This window comes from Shouchella patagoniensis (assembly GCF_002019705.1).
Lineage (GTDB): Bacteria > Bacillota > Bacilli > Bacillales > Bacillaceae_D > Shouchella > Shouchella patagoniensis.
This window is the reverse complement of record NZ_KV917377.1, coordinates 4,565,108-4,581,261: the sequence shown is the minus strand read 5'-3', so window position 1 is coordinate 4,581,261 and position 16,154 is coordinate 4,565,108. Positions and strand designations below refer to the sequence as shown.

Sequence of the window (16,154 nt, the reverse complement as noted above, 5' to 3'; positions counted from 1 at the left end):
GCGTCAGCTTTCACTAAAAGCTGACGCGTTTTCGATTTAAATACTCATTTTCTAAACCTAGCTCCTTGTTTAATAACCACTCCATTTCAATAAGATCTTCCTTCACCACAATTGGATCATTCTCTGACCACCGAATCGTGTACACAAAGTAGTAAGAACGGATCATTTGGAATGTAACAACAGACTCTGGAAAACGACTAAACATCGCCTTCATTTGATTTCTACGCTGATAAGAAAAGGATAGCATCTTCATACAACAGCGACCCTTTCAATTTTATTCTCTATCATGGTCTCCAGACGGTTGAACCTTAGAATGAACAGAAATCTCGTTTCCAACTCTCTCTATAATACCTGTTTCAATGAGAAACTTAATCCGTTTTCTGAAAAAAGGAACGGGAAAATCTGGACGTTTTGCATACATCTCTCCTAGTAGTTTAGCCGGTCGCATTGGCTTTCCATTTTTTGATAAACGTACTAGTAATTCTGCATCAAAATAGTTTTCTGACCTCATTTTATACACAAATGGTTCTATACGCTCCGCTAACTTCTCTGTCTCCATCTCACTAAAAACAGGGAGAAACGCACTCCATTCTTTCTTCGTAAATGGTGCATATTCTGTTAGTTGCTTTACTAATTCAGGAGCTCGTTCACGTAGTTGCAAAGGACCAGAGATGATTCGTAGAACAAGGTTTTCCGTTGATGGCAGCGTTTGAGCGAGTTCCATAAATGCAAGCTCTTCAGCGGCAGATGGTCCAACCCATGCAACCACTTCCCCTTTATCAAGTGCATCTTTTACAGCTTGCTTTTGCGAAATTAAACGCTTTTGGACGAAATTTCTTTCTTCCCTAGAACTCTCAACTCCAAGTAAGCTTTCTAATCGTTTCATCTGGTCTTCTTTATTACAAACAATACCTAATTGCCAAAAAGGTTCATAGATGAGAATACTTTCTTTGGGAAAAGGAGAGTGGATCCCTTCAGAAAAAAAGAGTTGTTTCCTTTGTTTGTTCAATTGACTCCCCCCTTTTCTATTCCCTTCCCGCTTCCATACATAATTAAAACAACTTCTATGTAAAACTACGGATATGCTTTCAATAGGCTGTGCATTTTTCAACGGTTTTGTCTCTACAGCTAATTGGATTGCTTTACCTTCTAGACAGACTTTAACAAAAACACTCACCTAGGCCAACTAGGTGAGTGTTTCCATTTACTTTTGAATTGGTTTTTTTATTAGTCCGTATAAAACACCTGTAACAACTGCACCAATGACGATAGCAAGTGCATACAATCCGATATACGAGAATGTGCTTTCGTTCACTAAGAACATTGTAAAAACCCCACCATGAGGAGCTGGTAATGCAATTTGGAACAGACCAGTAAGCCCACCAGCAATACCTGCACCAACAACACTTGCAGAAATTACCCGAATTGGATCTGCAGCGGCAAAAGGAATCGCCCCTTCAGTAATAAAAGAAGCACCAAGAACATAGTTTGTGCGCCCTGACTCACGTTGTTGTTTTGTAAACTTATGCTTCCAAAACGTTGTAGCAATTGCAATCCCAAGCGGAGGCACCATCCCAGCTGCCATGACAGCTGCTTGTGGCCCTAAGTTTCCAGCATCAAGCATCGCAATCCCAAATGTATAGGCGGCTTTATTAATCGGTCCCCCCATATCAATTGCCATCATCACACCAAGGACAATCCCTAGAATAACCATGTTGCCTGTACCTAAATCTCCAAGCCAATTTTGTAAACCCAAATTTACCGATGCAAGGGGAGCAACTAAGAAGAACATAATCACACCAGTAAATAAGATGTTTAACACAGGGGTAAATAAAATGGTCCGCAACCCTTCGAGTGCCTGAGGCATTCCTGATAAAAGCTTTTTGACAAGTAACGCTATATACCCTGCAAGGAAACCGGCAATTAATCCACCTAAAAACCCTGCATCATTGTTAAAAGCCATATAACCAGCTATCAAACCAGGTGCAAAACCAGGACGATCGGCGATACTCATTGCAATAAACGCCGCTAGCACTGGAATAAACAGCGCGAAGGCATTGTCTCCACCAATTGTACCTAAAATATCTGTAATGACATTGTCTTCACCAAGAAACCAGTCCGACTCAAATAAGAAGCTAATAGCTAGTAAAATTCCGCCACCAATAACAAACGGTAACATATTTGAAACACCGTTCATTAAATGTTTGTAGATGCTGTTTCCAAATGACTGTTTGCTGCCTGTATTTTCTTCAGCTCCACTTTTATTGCCATCGCCATGGTAGACTGGTTCTTCACCAGTGAGAGCACGATCAATTAACTTCCCAGGTTTACGAACACCATCAGCTACAGGTGCAATGACAATTTTTTTACCATCAAAACGATCCATTTCCACTTTCGTATCGGCTGCCACAATAATCCCGTTTGCCCGATCAATGTCTTCTTGGGTTAATTTACTTTTCACCCCACCAGACCCATTTGTTTCTATTTTAATTTTGTACCCACGTTCCTGCGCTTCCTTTTTAAGGGCATCCGCAGCCATATAAGTGTGGGCAATACCAGTTGGACAACCCGTTACACCAAGAATGAATATATCCGCATCTGCAGAAGTGGTTTCGTTCGCTTCCTCTTCTTCTGCCTGCTCTTCTTCAGCTTCTTTGGTATCAATCGTTGAAATAACATCATTTAATGACGTAGCACTTAATAAGTTCTTCCTAAAAGAGTCATCCATTAAGAACGTTGACAACTTTGATAACGTTGCTAAATGTTCGTTATTTGCTCCTTCCGAAGCAGCAATCATAAAAAATAAGTGACTTGGTTGCCCATCAAGTGCCTCATAATCAATTCCTTCTTTCGAACGACCAAAAGCAATTGCAGGTGTTTTTACAGCCGCTGTTTTGGCATGAGGAATCGCAATTCCTTCTCCGAGACCAGTTGTGCTCTGTTCTTCACGAGCCCAAATCGCCTTCATGTAATCTTCTTTATTATTGAGACGTCCGGCTTCGTCTAATTTAGAAACCAACTCTTCAATGACTTCTGCTTTCGATGACGATTGCAAATCAAGAATCATCGTATCTTGTTTGAGTAAATCAGAAATTTTCATCCCTACCTACCCCTTTCCGTTTATAAAATATAGATCAATGAAATGACGTTACTTGTACTTCTTCCATCAATGCTTCGATCGTTTCTCGTTCAGCAAAACCAGTAGAAAATGCGGTTGCACTTCCTGAAGCAACTGCAAAACGAAATGCATCAACAAGCGTTTTACCTTCTTCTATTGCACATACAAAACCAGCGACCGTTGAATCACCTGCACCAACTGAATTTTTCACTATTCCTTTTGGTGTGTTTGCAAAAAGCATCGTCTCCGCTGTTGCAAGCAGAGCACCATCACCGGCAAATGTAACGAGTACACACTCAATACCTTGATCGATTAGAGCTTTTACATGGGGGGCCGCTTCTTTTACTGAAGATATTTCTGCCCCGGCCAGCTCACTTAACTCATGATGATTAGGTTTAATAAACGTGGGCTCGGCGTGAATCACATTAGTTAATGCAGCTCCACTTGTATCAACATAAACCTTCACACCTTGTTTTTTTAATTGCCTCGTCCATGTTGCGTACACATCTGCTTTTATTGCCGGTGGAACACTCCCAGCCAAAACAATCGCGTCACCTTCTCCAAGGTTTGCAAATTGAGCTTGTAATTTTTCTAGATTCTCTGCTGAAATATGGGGAGAAACACCATTTAGTTCTGACTCTTCCTGTGCTTTAATTTTAACGTTGATACGCGTGTCTCCATCAACTTGAATAAAGGAAGCTCCGATATGCTCATCCTTTACAGCCGCTTTAATGTATTCACCAGTAAAGCCACCGATAAAACCAAGCGCCGTACTATTGTGGCCCATACGTTTTAATACTCGTGAGACGTTAATGCCTTTTCCACCTGGCGCTTTGTGATCTGCTTTCGTTCGATTCACTCCCCCTAGCGCTAAAGCATCTAGAGAAACAAAGTAGTCCATCGCTGGATTTAGAGTGACCGTGTAAATCATAGTTCTACCACCTCAATTGTCGTTCTAGCTGTTAATTGTTCAAAGAGGCGTGCGTTTTCTTGTTTGACATAAGAGCTCGTAACAAGCGTCACTTTATTCACATCTGTAAACTTAGAGAAGGCAATATCACCAAATTTCGTATGATCTGCTAAGACAAACGCATTCCTTGCCAGCTTAATTGCTTGTGCTTTAATAAAAGCTTCTTCTGGGTCTGGTGTTGTACATCCATCATTGGCTGTTACACCATTTGTTCCCATAAATACACAATCAAAGCGAAACGATTCAATCGTTTCAAGTGCACTTCTACCAACAAATGCATGTGTCCCCTTCTTAACATGCCCCCCAAGCACATGGGTTTCAATTTCTGCATCAAGCAAGGCAGTAATATTCATTAATCCATTTGTGACAACAACGATATTTTTTCCTTTTAGAAACGGAATCATTTCAATTGTAGTACTACCAGCATCCAAAAACAGACAATCTCCTTCTTCAACCAGTTCAGCTGCTTTTTTAGCTATTTTTATTTTTTCCTGACGGTTTTTGAACGTTTTTTGTTCCATTGTTGGTTCATCACGTTTTTTTTGCAACAACGTTGCACCGCCATGAATACGCTTTAATTTCTTTTCTTGTTCAAGTTCCGTTAGATCACGGCGAATCGTTGATTCTGAAGCACCTGTTCCTACAATAATATCTTGTATTTTAACCACTTCATGGGTGTGAAGAAGCTCAAGTATTTTCTCCTGTCTCTCCAATGTCAACACGGGAAACACACCTCTGCTCTCTTTATATAGTTAGTATACAATCAAAAACGATCATTATCAATCATTTTCATCCAATAATAGTCTTGCATTTTCTTCCACTATTTTGTTTTATCTCATTCATGCACGAATCGTATAATGATTATCGTACACGATCTATCAAACAGCATACATGTTATTTTACAAAAACAAATGACCGCAGCACAAGCTGCGGTCACTCAATTATTCGTTTAGTGCTTCCACCTTTTCAGCTAATTCTGTCCACCGCTCAAGTGTTTCTTCAAGCATTGCATCAAGGGCTTCTTTTTCTTTCATTAAATCAGCAATTTTTCCGTAATCACTACCGGCTTGTGTAATTTGCTCTTCAAGCTGTTGTTGTTTTTCTTCCATTTTTTCTATTTGATCATCAATCTGATCCCATTCACGTTGTTCGTTATACGAAAGTTTCCTGTTCTCTTTTTTCCGTTCCGGTACGACAAACGATTTATCCTGCTTTACAGGCTCCACTTTTTGCTGCTTTTCTTCTAAGTAGTACGTGTAATCCCCTTGGTAACGCTCCACTTTTCCATCTGTGAAGATGAGCATTTTATCAACGACACGATCAAGAAAATAACGATCGTGAGAAACAGTTACAACAACACCAGGAAATGTATCCAAATAATCTTCCAAGATCGCTAATGTTTCAACATCAAGATCATTTGTTGGTTCATCTAGAAAGAGCACATTCGGTTCACTCATTAATATCCTTAGCAAATACAGTCTACGCTTCTCACCACCTGACAAGCGTCTAATGTACGTCCATTGCTGAGAACGCGGGAACATGAATCGCTCCAACATTTGCTCTGCTGTAATTTGATCCCCTTTTGCTGTATAGACGACTTCGGCGATTTCTTTAATGTAATCAACGACACGTAAGTCCCCATTAAGCTCTGCATCCTCTTGCGTATAATACCCAATTCGAACGGTTTCACCAACATGGACTTCTCCTGCATCTGGAGAAATTCGACCCGCCATTAAATTCAATAACGTTGTTTTCCCACTACCATTCTCACCAATAATACCAAGTCGCTCATCTTTTGTAATAAGGTAAGACAAATCATGAAACAACGTATTGTTTTTAAACGTTTTCCTTACATTTTCAAGTTCGATTACTTGTTTTCCAAGTCGATGTGAACCAATTGCTACATCTAATTGCGCGCGCGATTTAGGTCCCTCTTGAGCATCAAGAGCTTCGACTCGTTGAATACGGGCTTTTTGCTTTGTTGTCCGTGCTTTCGCACCTCTCCTTAACCAAGCAAGTTCACGGCGTAGCAAATTTCGCCTTTTGTCTTCCGCTTGCTCTGCTTGTGCTTCCCGTTCCGCTTTTGCCTCTAAATAGGTTTCAAAGTTCCCCGTATACCGATACAAATTCCCCTCTGATAACTCAAATATCGTGTTAGCCACTCGGTTCAAAAAGTAGCGGTCATGGGTGATGACAATAAGGGCACCACGGTACTGTTTTAAATAACCTTCTAACCATTCAACCGTCGCATGGTCTAAATGGTTTGTGGGCTCATCTAACAAAAGTAAATCAACAGGTTGAATCAAAGCTCTTGCAATCGCAACACGCTTTTTCTGACCACCAGATAATGTACCAAGCTGAGCTGACAATTGAGTAATACCTAGTTTAGTTAAGATCGTTTTTGCTTGTGTTCCAGCTTCCCAAGCATCAACTTTATCCATTTCAGCTTGAAGCTTAATTAATCCAGTTTGTAACTGTTCATTTGCTGGATCCTCTTCAAGAGCAGCAAGCCCTCTTTCATAATTGGCCACCGCCTTCATGACTTCTGAATCACCTTTATAAATGTATCCAATTACCGTTTCATCATCTGGCAAATCGGGTTGCTGTGGCAAATACTCAAATGAAAAATCATTGGCATGGAAAAGGGTGCCTTCTTCTTTTCCTTCAATACCTGCAATTACTTTTAATAACGTTGATTTACCAGTTCCATTCACACCTAATAATCCAATTCGATCTCCTTTCGTTAAGGAAAATTCAATTGATTGAAACAAGATCTTTTCTCCAAAAGACTTTGTTAAGTCCTCTACTCGTAATACACTCATGCACATCTTCCTTTAATCCCTTTTTGTATCTTTGCAGTATAGCACATTAATCTACTTCATAAGGTGCTTTCTCATAGTAGAAGTTTGGCGATTGCCACTCATTTTCAAAACTTTGATGGAATATTCGCGTTTGAGCAGGAGACATAGGTGGAATAAGCCACGTCCAATCTCCTGTCGTTTTTCGACCTTGCTTCTCTTCTGCTTTTATAAACTGTTGAAACTGTTTTGCTGCCGTATGATGATCAACAATGCTGACATTAGCAGACTGAAAAGAATGAAGCACAGCTTTGTTTAATTCTACGAGTGCCTCATCACGCCATAAGAAAGACTCTTTTTTTGTTTCAATTCCAAGCACATCTGCGACTTGTTCTAAGCGATTATAACGATACTCATCCGCTAGATTACGAGCGCCTATTTCCGTACCCATATACCAGCCATTGAATGGCGCGCTATAATAAGTAAGTCCCCCAATTTCCATCCGCATATCAGATATAATGGGAACTGCGTACCATTTTAACTGGAGTAGTTCAAATGCAGCATATTTTGGGTGTCTTAATTCTACTTCCATCATTAAATCATCTGGAATTTTAAACCAAATTGGTTCTTTCCCATCAATAGAAATCACAAGAGGCAGAAGATCAAAATCGGTGCCTGCCCCTTGCCATCCAAGCTGTTCACAAATCTGTGTAAGCTCGATGGAAGCAGGGTCTCCTACCACATATTCCCCATGTTGATAGCCAGCATAACGGATAAGTTGATGGTTCCATATACGAATACGTGATCCCTGTTTAAATACAGTAATTGTTGGAATAACCTTGCCCTTGTTAGTCGCATACTCGATATGCCTAAAGAGGGCTTGGGCAACTCCTTGTTCTGTATTTAAACTTCTCTCATCAAGAATATTGAGCCGTTCCCAAAACAGGCGACCGATACAGCGGTTGCTATTACGCCATGCTAATTTTGCTCCATATGCAAGTTCTCCGCGCGTGTGAACATATGTACCTGTTTGCTTAATCATCTTTCTCACTTCGTTAACTCGACGATCTAATTCAGGTAACTCATTTTCTGTATAATATTGAGTCAAATATTCGATGGCAACTTCTTCCATAGTTGATACCATATGGACTTCCTCCTAAAAAAAACCGCGCAGCCCGACGCTACACAGTTTTTAACTAAGCCTGTTTTTCCAACTCTTTTTTTATATCTTCTTCAATTTGCTTAGGCTTTGTTTGTGGTGCGTACCGTCCGACCACTTCGCCTTTACGATTGACGAGAAATTTAGTGAAATTCCATTTAATTTCTTCGCCTATCGTGCCTTTTTTCTCACTTTTTAAATGCTTAAACAACGAGTTTGCCTCTTTGCCTTTTACATTCGTTTTTGCAAATAAAGGGAAAGTCACGCCAAAATTAACCTTGCAAACATTCTCCATCTCATCATCAGATGTTGGTTCTTGACTCATAAATTGATTGCTTGGAAACCCTAGTACTCTAAGGCCATCCTCATTAAACGATTGATGCAATTGTTCAAGCCCATCGAATTGAGATGCAAAGCCACATTTAGTAGCTGTGTTCACAATTAGCAACACATCACCCGTGTATTCTGATAAAGAAAAGTCTTCACCTTTGCTTGTTTTAACGGTGTAATCGTAAACGGACACGAACACTCACTCCTTGGCTTAACTTATTTCTTTCAGTATACGTGAAAACCACAGTCCATTAAACTAATTTGCTTACAGTTTATTTCTTCTTGCAAACTCAACAAAGCGAAAACGGTCGGGGCGATGTCGAGACTCTGTAAATTGAAATAACGTTGCGTCCTCAAGATACGTATGGCTTCGTACTACAACGATTTGACTTCCTGTTTTCACATCTAAACATACAACATCTTCGGCAGTTGCTTGTTCCACAACAATTTCTTTTTTGGCAAAGCTAATGACAAGCTTTAACTCTTCTTCTACATAATGATAAATACTGCCCTTACTAATTTCAGCTGTTAAGTGAGGCACAGCATCCGCTAGAAAAAGATCCTTGTCTAAAATAATTCGTTCACCATCAATTGTTCGAACACGAGCAACTTTATATACACGTGAGCCCTCATCCGTTTCCAATTTGTCCGCCATGTCTGCATCCGCAAAGTCTTCCGCAAAAGAAATCACATCTGTTTGCGCTTCTATGCCTAGCTTATCGTTTAACTCCTGAAAACTAGTGACACCAGATACAGGAAAGTCAAGTCGTGCAACATCAAGCACGACTGACCCTTTCCCTTGTATTTTTTGGATATATCCATGTTCAGACAGCATCTTTAATGCTTTTCGAATGGTTTCTCTTGAGGCACCAAACGTTTCCGTTAATTCGTTTTCAGATGGCAGTGTATCTCCCGGCACATATCTTCCATCCGCCATTGCTTTTACTAGTTGTTGATAAATTAATTGAAACTTACTTTTCACTGTATCGACCTACTTTATTAAATGAAATGCTACGGTCTCATATGGCGCAAGCGAGATCTTTTTCTCAAGTGGTCGCTTTTGCTCATAGTTCCCTATTAGCTGCGTCGTTTCTAACGATACCACAGAATCAGGACAAATGAATTCCGTATTTTTTCCATAAAAATTCGAAACCACAAGCAATTGTTCTTTCCCGTTGTCACGTAAATAAGCAAATACGTTTTGATCATCTGGTGATAAAAGCGTATAATCTCCCGTTGTAATGATATCGTACTCTTTACGCAATGAAATCAATTTTTGATAGAAATAAAAAATAGATTCTGGGTCCTGAACAGCGATTTCTGCGTTAATCGTTGAATAGTTTTTAGCTACTTCTATCCACGGAGTTCCCGTTGTAAAACCAGCTTGCTCACTTCCATTCCACTGCACGGGAGTACGAGAATTGTCACGAGATTTTTGTTTTAAGATCGCCATGATTTCATCTTCACTCACGCCTTCACTTTTTAATTTATCGTAAATGTTTAATGATTCAACATCACGATACTGTCCGATTTCGTCAAAGCCTGGATTTGTCATCCCAAATTCTTCCCCTTGATATACATAAGGAGTACCTTGCATCAGGTGAATGGTAGCAGCAAGCATCTTTGCTGATTTCTCGTGGTACTTACCGTCATCACCATATCTACTTACAACTCGTGGTTGGTCATGGTTGCACCAGAATAGTGCATTCCAGCCTCCACCTTCATTCATGCGCACTTGCCACTTAGATAAAATCTCTTTTAATTGAGTAAAGTCAAAATCAGCAACCGTCCATTTTTCTCCATTTGGGTAATCGACTTTTAAATGATGAAAATTAAACGTCATTGACAACTCTTGGCGTTCTGGATTTGTGTATTTAATGCAATCCTCAATCGTTGTTGAAGACATCTCACCGACCGTCATACTGTCGTATTTTGATAGAACTTGTTGATTCATTTCATGAAGGAATTCATGAACTCTCGGTCCATCTGTATAAAACTTCCTACCATCTCCAGGTGCTATGCTGCCATCGTCATTTGGAAAACGTTGATCTTTAGAGATCAAATTCACGACGTCTAATCGGAAGCCATCGATCCCTTTTTCAAACCAAAAATGCATCATATCATAAACGGCTTTGCGCAACTCTTCATTTTCCCAGTTTAAATCCCCTTGAGTCACATCAAACAAATGCAAATAATAATCGTTTGTTGCCTCATTCCATTCCCACGCAGAACCGCCAAACTTTGATTGCCAGTTCGTTGGCACGTCACCTTCACTGCTTTCTTTCCATATATAAAAATCGCGATACTTTGCATCTTGACTAAGTTTTGCATTTTGGAACCAAGCATGCTCTGTTGATGTATGGTTTACAACTAAGTCCATAATTAATTTCATACCACGTTTATGTGTTTCCGCAAGCAAACGATCAAAATCCTCCATCGCCCCATACTCTTCATGAATTGCAAAGTAATCGGAGATATCGTATCCATTGTCATTTTGTGGTGATGCATAAACAGGTGTCAGCCAAATAACATCTATCCCCAGCTTTTTTAAATAATCAAGCTTTTCAATAATGCCTTGTAAATCACCAACGCCGTTCCCAGTTGTATCATTAAAGCTCTTTGGATATATTTGATAAACTGTACTTTTTCTCCACCATTCCATTTGTCTTCATCCCTTCTCTATCTCTAATAATTATTAGTTTAACACACTTGTATATACAAGTTCAAAAAAAGGACTGCATCGGCAGCCCTCCTTCTTTATTATTCACTTAAACTTTTAGGATTACGAATCTTTCCATACAGAAGTGTTATCAAGAATGGAAGAGCTATTACGATTGCCATTCCGATAGCAAATGCGCCCCAACTTCCAGGCTGGATAACAAAGATCCCAGGAACACCACCTACCCCAACTGTATGGGCAAGAACGTGCTGCATGGATATAAACATACCTGCAAGGCCTGAACTAATGATCGCTGCGAAGAATGGAAAACGAAAACGTAAGTTCACTCCAAACAGAGCAGGTTCCGTAATCCCTAACCAAGCTGAAAGTCCTGATGTACTTGCAAGCCCTTTTAGATTTTTATTTTTCAAGATAAAGTACATTGCAAAGGCAGCGGAACCTTGTGCAATATTTGATAAAGCGAGAATTGGCCATAAGAACGTTCCACCAGTATCCCCACTTGTTAATTGAAGGTCAACTGCTAAGAACGTATGGTGCATGCCTGTAATAACAAGCGGTCCATAAATAATGCCGTATAAAAAACCTGCAATTGCTGGCACTGCAGCAAACAACCAGATAAAACCGTCTGCTATGCCGTTACCAATGGCAAACGTTAGCGGACCGACGGCGATAAACGTGACAAAACTTGTTACGAGCAATGCAATTGGCGCAACAGTAAGCAAGTGGAAAGCATCTGGGATTCGCTTACGCAAAAAAACTTCAATTTTCGCTAATATAATGGAGGCAACAAAAACTGGCAACACTTGACCTTGATAACCTAATTGTTGAATCTCTAATCCAAATAAATTCCATACAGGTATCTCTCCTGCTTCCCGCGCATTCCCATAATCCCATGCACTTAGTAGTGCTGGATTAACAAGAATCAATCCTAGGACAATTCCGAGTAGTGGACTACCACCAAAACGTTTCACTGCCGACCAACCAATTAAGGCTGGGAGAAAAGTAAAGGCGGTACTAGCAATCACATTAATAATGTCTGCAAAATCAGCCCATTGAGGATGTACGTCAATTATTGAAGCATCATTATAAAAAATGTCTGCTCCTGTTAAAACATTGTTTAGACCCATTAACAAACCAGCTGTTACAATTGCTGGCAAGATTGGTATAAAGACGTCTGCGAGGACTTTAATTGCCCGCTGCAACGGGTTTCCTTTTTTCGCTGCTTCTTCCTTTACATCGTCTTTGCTTTGTTCTTCACGACCTGTAAGGGCCATCATTTCTTTATACACTTTATCGACAACGCCATTTCCTAATATTATTTGGAACTGACCGTTAGCTGAAAAGGTTCCTTTTACTAAATCAAGCGATTCCAATTTTTTTGTATCAACTTGATCTTCGTCATGCAATACCAATCGCAGACGTGTTACACAATGAGTAGCAGACGAAATGTTTTCTTCGCCGCCAATGGCTTCTAAAATCTGCTGAGCAGATTTTTTATAGTTTACCGCCATTTTTTCTCCTCCTTTGTCAGCGTTTTCAAAACGCCGTTTCGTTCTTCACTTTAAACTTGTATATACAAATATGTGATGACGATTTGATCATAACCTGTATATACAAATTAGTCAACTACAATCTTCTTTTTTCGACAGAAACCAACTTTTACTAAGATGCCCTTATTACTAATACTTATTACAAATGTAGTAACATCATTTTGGAGAATCTTCTAACGTCTTCTTCTTTACGAAACTACCACTTCACTTTATGATGAAAGAGTAGATCATTTCATCAGGAGGTTTTTGCATGAACGTTCGTTTTGATTCACAATCTTATCCTTACGCTTCCACCCGTAATGTCGTCTATGGACAAAATGGTATGGTCGCCACCTCTCAACCATTAGCTGCACAGGCTGGAAGAGATATCCTTAAAAAAGGAGGTAATGCGATTGATGCAGCCATTGCTACAGCTGCTTGTTTAACCGTCGTAGAACCTACTTCTAACGGGATTGGCGCAGATGCCTTTGCTCTTGTTTGGGTAAAAGATACATTATACGGTCTCGATGCTAGCGGACCCGCACCACAGAAACTTTCAAGAGAAGCAGTTGCCAAAGCAGGCTACAAAGATGAAATGCCTACATATGGAATGATCCCTGTTACTGTTCCCGGTGCTCCAAGTGCATGGGCGAAGTTATCAGAACGTTTCGGGAAATTGCCGTTTTACGACGTTTTAGAACCCGCCATTCACTATGCTGAAAACGGCTACCCCATTTCCCCTACCTTAGCCCATTTTTGGAAACGAGGTGTCGCTTCCTTTAAAGAAAAATTAAGTGGACCTGAATTTGCACATTGGTTTGAGACATTTGCACCGAATGGGAAAGCGCCAGAAGTAGGTGAGATTTGGCGTTCTAAAGGACACGCACGTACGTTACGTTTAATTGCGGAAACAAAGGCTGAGGCTTTTTATAGAGGAGAATTAGCAGATGAAATTGATGCTTTTTTTCAAAAGCATAACGGTTTCTTACGCAAATCTGATCTAGAAGTATATCAACCGGAATGGGTAGACCCGATCTCTGTTTCTTATCGAGGATACGATGTATGGGAGATTCCTCCTGCTGGTCAAGGGCTTGTTGCCCTAGAAGCATTAAATATCCTTAAAGGTTTCGATTTTCATGTAAAAGAAAGCATTGACACGTTCCATAAACAAATTGAAGCATTAAAATTAGCCTTTATCGATGGACAAACGTATATCACCGACAAAACCCATATGAGTGTTCCTGTTGAAACACTTTTATCAGATAAGTATGCAGCGGAACGTCGTTCATTCATAAGCGAAGAAGCGTTAACGCCTCAACCAGGGGAACCACAAAAAGGTGGCACTGTCTATTTGGCAACAGCAGATGCTGAAGGAAATATGGTCTCTTTTATCCAATCCAATTATATGGGTTTTGGTTCTGGTATTGTTGTTCCCAATACAGGAATTGGTATGCAGAATCGAGGCAATAATTTTTCTTTAGATCCCGAACATGAAAATAGCCTGGAACCAGGGAAACGAACTTACCATACGATCATTCCTGGGTTCTTAACGAAAGGAAAAGATGCAGTTGGTCCTTTCGGTGTTATGGGTGGTTTTATGCAACCTCAAGGTCACGTTCAAGTGATTATGAATACAATTGACTTTCAATTAAATCCTCAAGCAACACTTGACGCTCCTCGTTGGCAATGGACAGGAGACAAAAAAGTCTTAGTGGAACCGACTTTTCCAAACGATATTGCTCAAGCCCTTGCACGTAAAGGCCATCACATTCAAGTCGCATTAGATAGTGGCAGCTTCGGTCGAGGTCAAATCATTTGGCGTAATCCAAAAACAGGTGTATTGGCAGGCGGAACCGAATCAAGAACAGATGGGCATATTGCTGTCTGGTAATCAAATAGAAAAACGTGGATAAATCCACGTTTTTTTTGATTATCCCAATACAAATTCCCTTCTATTTCCATTAAACTAAAGGAAGCACGGAAAATTACGAAAATTGGAGGACAGTCCAGTGAAAAAATGGTTACTCAGTTTATTCAGTGTTCCACTGGTTCTTGCATTCGGAAATGAGATTGTTCACGCAGAAAGCGACAGTCCAAAACGAGAGTTACGTGCCGTATGGATTGCAAGTGTGAATAACATTGACTGGCCCACACGTAAAGGCGCTCCTGCAGAAGTACAAAAAGAAGAGTTTATTGCCCAACTAGAAGAAACCACTGAAATGGGGATGAATGCAGTTGTTGTTCAAATTAAACCAACCGCAGACAGCTTTTATCCTTCTGAATATGGTCCATGGTCCGAATACTTAACTGGGGTCCAAGGCCAAGACCCAGGCTATGATCCACTGGCTTTTATGGTGGAGGAAGCACACAAGCGGAATCTCGAATTTCACGCATGGATTAACCCGTACCGAATTACAATGAATCACACTGACCTCGATCGTTTAGCCACTGGACACCCGGCTCGGGAAAATCCAGAGTGGACTGTCGCTTATGGTAACCAATTATACTTTGACCCTGGCATTCCTGCTGTTCAACAGTTTCTAGTCGATGGTGTTAATGAAATTGTTACAAATTACGATGTGGATGCCATTCATATGGATGACTATTTTTATCCATATCCAATTGCAGGCGTTCCTTTTCCAGACAATGCATCCTTCGCTGAGCATGGTGAAGGTTTCACGAACAGAGCTGATTGGCGTCGTAATAACGTAAATACCCTTGTTTCTTCCATTCAACAATCAATCAAAGTAGAAAAAAGCCATGTGAAATTTGGCATTAGTCCATTTGGTGTTTGGCGAAACTCAAACACGGACCCTACAGGCTCCAACACCCGTGCTGGTGTTCAAAACTATGATGACCTTTACGCCGATACAAGACATTGGATTCAACATGGTTCCATTGACTACATTACGCCCCAAATTTATTGGAATATCGGATTTGCGGCAGCTGCTTTTGACGTACTAGTTGATTGGTGGCAAGACGAAACCACTGAAACAAACACTCACTTTTACGTCGGTCAAGCTGCTTACAAAATTGGCGTAAACAGTGTTCCAGAGTGGCATGATCCAAATGAGTACCCACGGCAGATCGCATATATGCGAGATCGAAGCGGTGTTCACGGAAGTATGCATTTTAGTTTGAAAGATCTACGTGCCAATCGTCTTGGCTCGAGGGATCAATTGATTCAAAGTGAGTATGCACAACCAGCTCTTATACCAGTAATGCCATGGCTCGGTGGAGAGGCGCCGCCTTCTCCATCCGCTATTGAAACAGAACGAATTAGTAAGGGTACCGTCTTAAAAGTGTTTGATAATAGCGATGAATCAACTTATTTTGCAGTCTATCGATTTGATGGAACTGAAGTTGGTTCGATTGAAGACGCAGCTGCTCTAATGACGACCGTCCGTAAAACGGGATCTGAAACTGCCTTTTTAGACACGACTGCAGAGCCTCATCGAACCTACACTTATGTTGTGACCGCTCTAGATCGATTACACCACGAAAGTGTCGGCAAAGAACAAATAGTTCAATAGCACGCGGTCCAGATAAAGCCTCCTTTTATAAGGAAGC

Annotated in this window: 13 protein-coding genes; 2 read left to right on the top strand and 11 right to left on the bottom strand. The window is 40.5% G+C overall.

All coding sequences use genetic code 11. The features are described from left to right. Positions 1–13: 13 nt before the first annotated feature. The 11 genes from BK584_RS23675 to treP form a co-directional block, all read right to left on the bottom strand. On the bottom strand, positions 14–253 hold the full coding sequence (locus tag BK584_RS23675; protein ID WP_078395172.1) for a protein YuzH: 240 nt from the start codon (positions 251–253) through the stop codon (positions 14–16). 21 nt (positions 254–274) lie between these two features. Beyond that, entirely contained in the window at positions 275–1,009 is a 735-nt protein-coding gene (locus BK584_RS23670) for a hypothetical protein (protein WP_078395170.1), read from the bottom strand. A 195-nt stretch (positions 1,010–1,204) separates the two neighbouring features. Beyond that, positions 1,205–3,100, bottom strand: coding sequence for a PTS fructose transporter subunit IIABC (locus BK584_RS23665; RefSeq protein ID WP_078395167.1), 1,896 nt, complete (start codon positions 3,098–3,100; stop codon positions 1,205–1,207). Between the two features lie 34 nt (positions 3,101–3,134). After that, positions 3,135–4,049: a 1-phosphofructokinase gene (gene pfkB / locus BK584_RS23660; protein ID WP_078395164.1), complete on the bottom strand. Its 915-nt coding sequence runs from the start codon at positions 4,047–4,049 to the stop codon at positions 3,135–3,137. Then, positions 4,046–4,810 (bottom strand): DeoR/GlpR family DNA-binding transcription regulator, encoded by a 765-nt coding sequence (locus BK584_RS23655; RefSeq protein WP_078395161.1) that lies wholly within the window; start codon positions 4,808–4,810, stop codon positions 4,046–4,048. Before BK584_RS23655 ends, pfkB begins: the two co-directional genes overlap by 4 nt. 219 nt (positions 4,811–5,029) lie before the next feature. Further along, positions 5,030–6,910 carry an ABC-F family ATP-binding cassette domain-containing protein gene (locus BK584_RS23650; RefSeq protein ID WP_078395159.1) on the bottom strand — a complete coding sequence of 627 codons (1,881 nt, stop codon included), beginning with the start codon at positions 6,908–6,910 and terminating at the stop codon, positions 5,030–5,032. Between the two features lie 46 nt (positions 6,911–6,956). Next, positions 6,957–8,030 carry a nitric oxide synthase oxygenase gene (locus BK584_RS23645; protein ID WP_078395157.1) on the bottom strand — a complete coding sequence of 358 codons (1,074 nt, stop codon included), beginning with the start codon at positions 8,028–8,030 and terminating at the stop codon, positions 6,957–6,959. A gap of 52 nt (positions 8,031–8,082) precedes the next feature. Then, on the bottom strand, positions 8,083–8,568 hold the full coding sequence (locus BK584_RS23640; RefSeq protein ID WP_078395155.1) for a glutathione peroxidase: 486 nt from the start codon (positions 8,566–8,568) through the stop codon (positions 8,083–8,085). Positions 8,569–8,640: 72 nt separating this feature from the next. Next, on the bottom strand, positions 8,641–9,357 hold the full coding sequence (gene treR / locus BK584_RS23635) for a trehalose operon repressor (RefSeq protein WP_078395153.1): 717 nt from the start codon (positions 9,355–9,357) through the stop codon (positions 8,641–8,643). 9 nt (positions 9,358–9,366) lie between these two features. Continuing rightward, positions 9,367–11,037: an alpha,alpha-phosphotrehalase gene (gene treC / locus BK584_RS23630; RefSeq protein ID WP_078395151.1), complete on the bottom strand. Its 1,671-nt coding sequence runs from the start codon at positions 11,035–11,037 to the stop codon at positions 9,367–9,369. A gap of 98 nt (positions 11,038–11,135) precedes the next feature. Beyond that, entirely contained in the window at positions 11,136–12,566 is a 1,431-nt protein-coding gene (treP, locus tag BK584_RS23625; protein WP_078395149.1) for a PTS system trehalose-specific EIIBC component, read from the bottom strand. Between the two features lie 289 nt (positions 12,567–12,855). Between treP and BK584_RS23620 the strand changes: the two genes are divergently transcribed. Both BK584_RS23620 and BK584_RS23615 read left to right on the top strand, forming a co-directional pair. After that, positions 12,856–14,475: a gamma-glutamyltransferase family protein gene (locus tag BK584_RS23620; RefSeq protein WP_078395147.1), complete on the top strand. Its 1,620-nt coding sequence runs from the start codon at positions 12,856–12,858 to the stop codon at positions 14,473–14,475. A gap of 154 nt (positions 14,476–14,629) precedes the next feature. After that, complete coding sequence (locus BK584_RS23615; RefSeq protein ID WP_245809037.1) at positions 14,630–16,117, top strand: glycoside hydrolase family 10-like protein; 1,488 nt, start codon at positions 14,630–14,632, stop codon at positions 16,115–16,117. Positions 16,118–16,154: the final 37 nt, after the last annotated feature.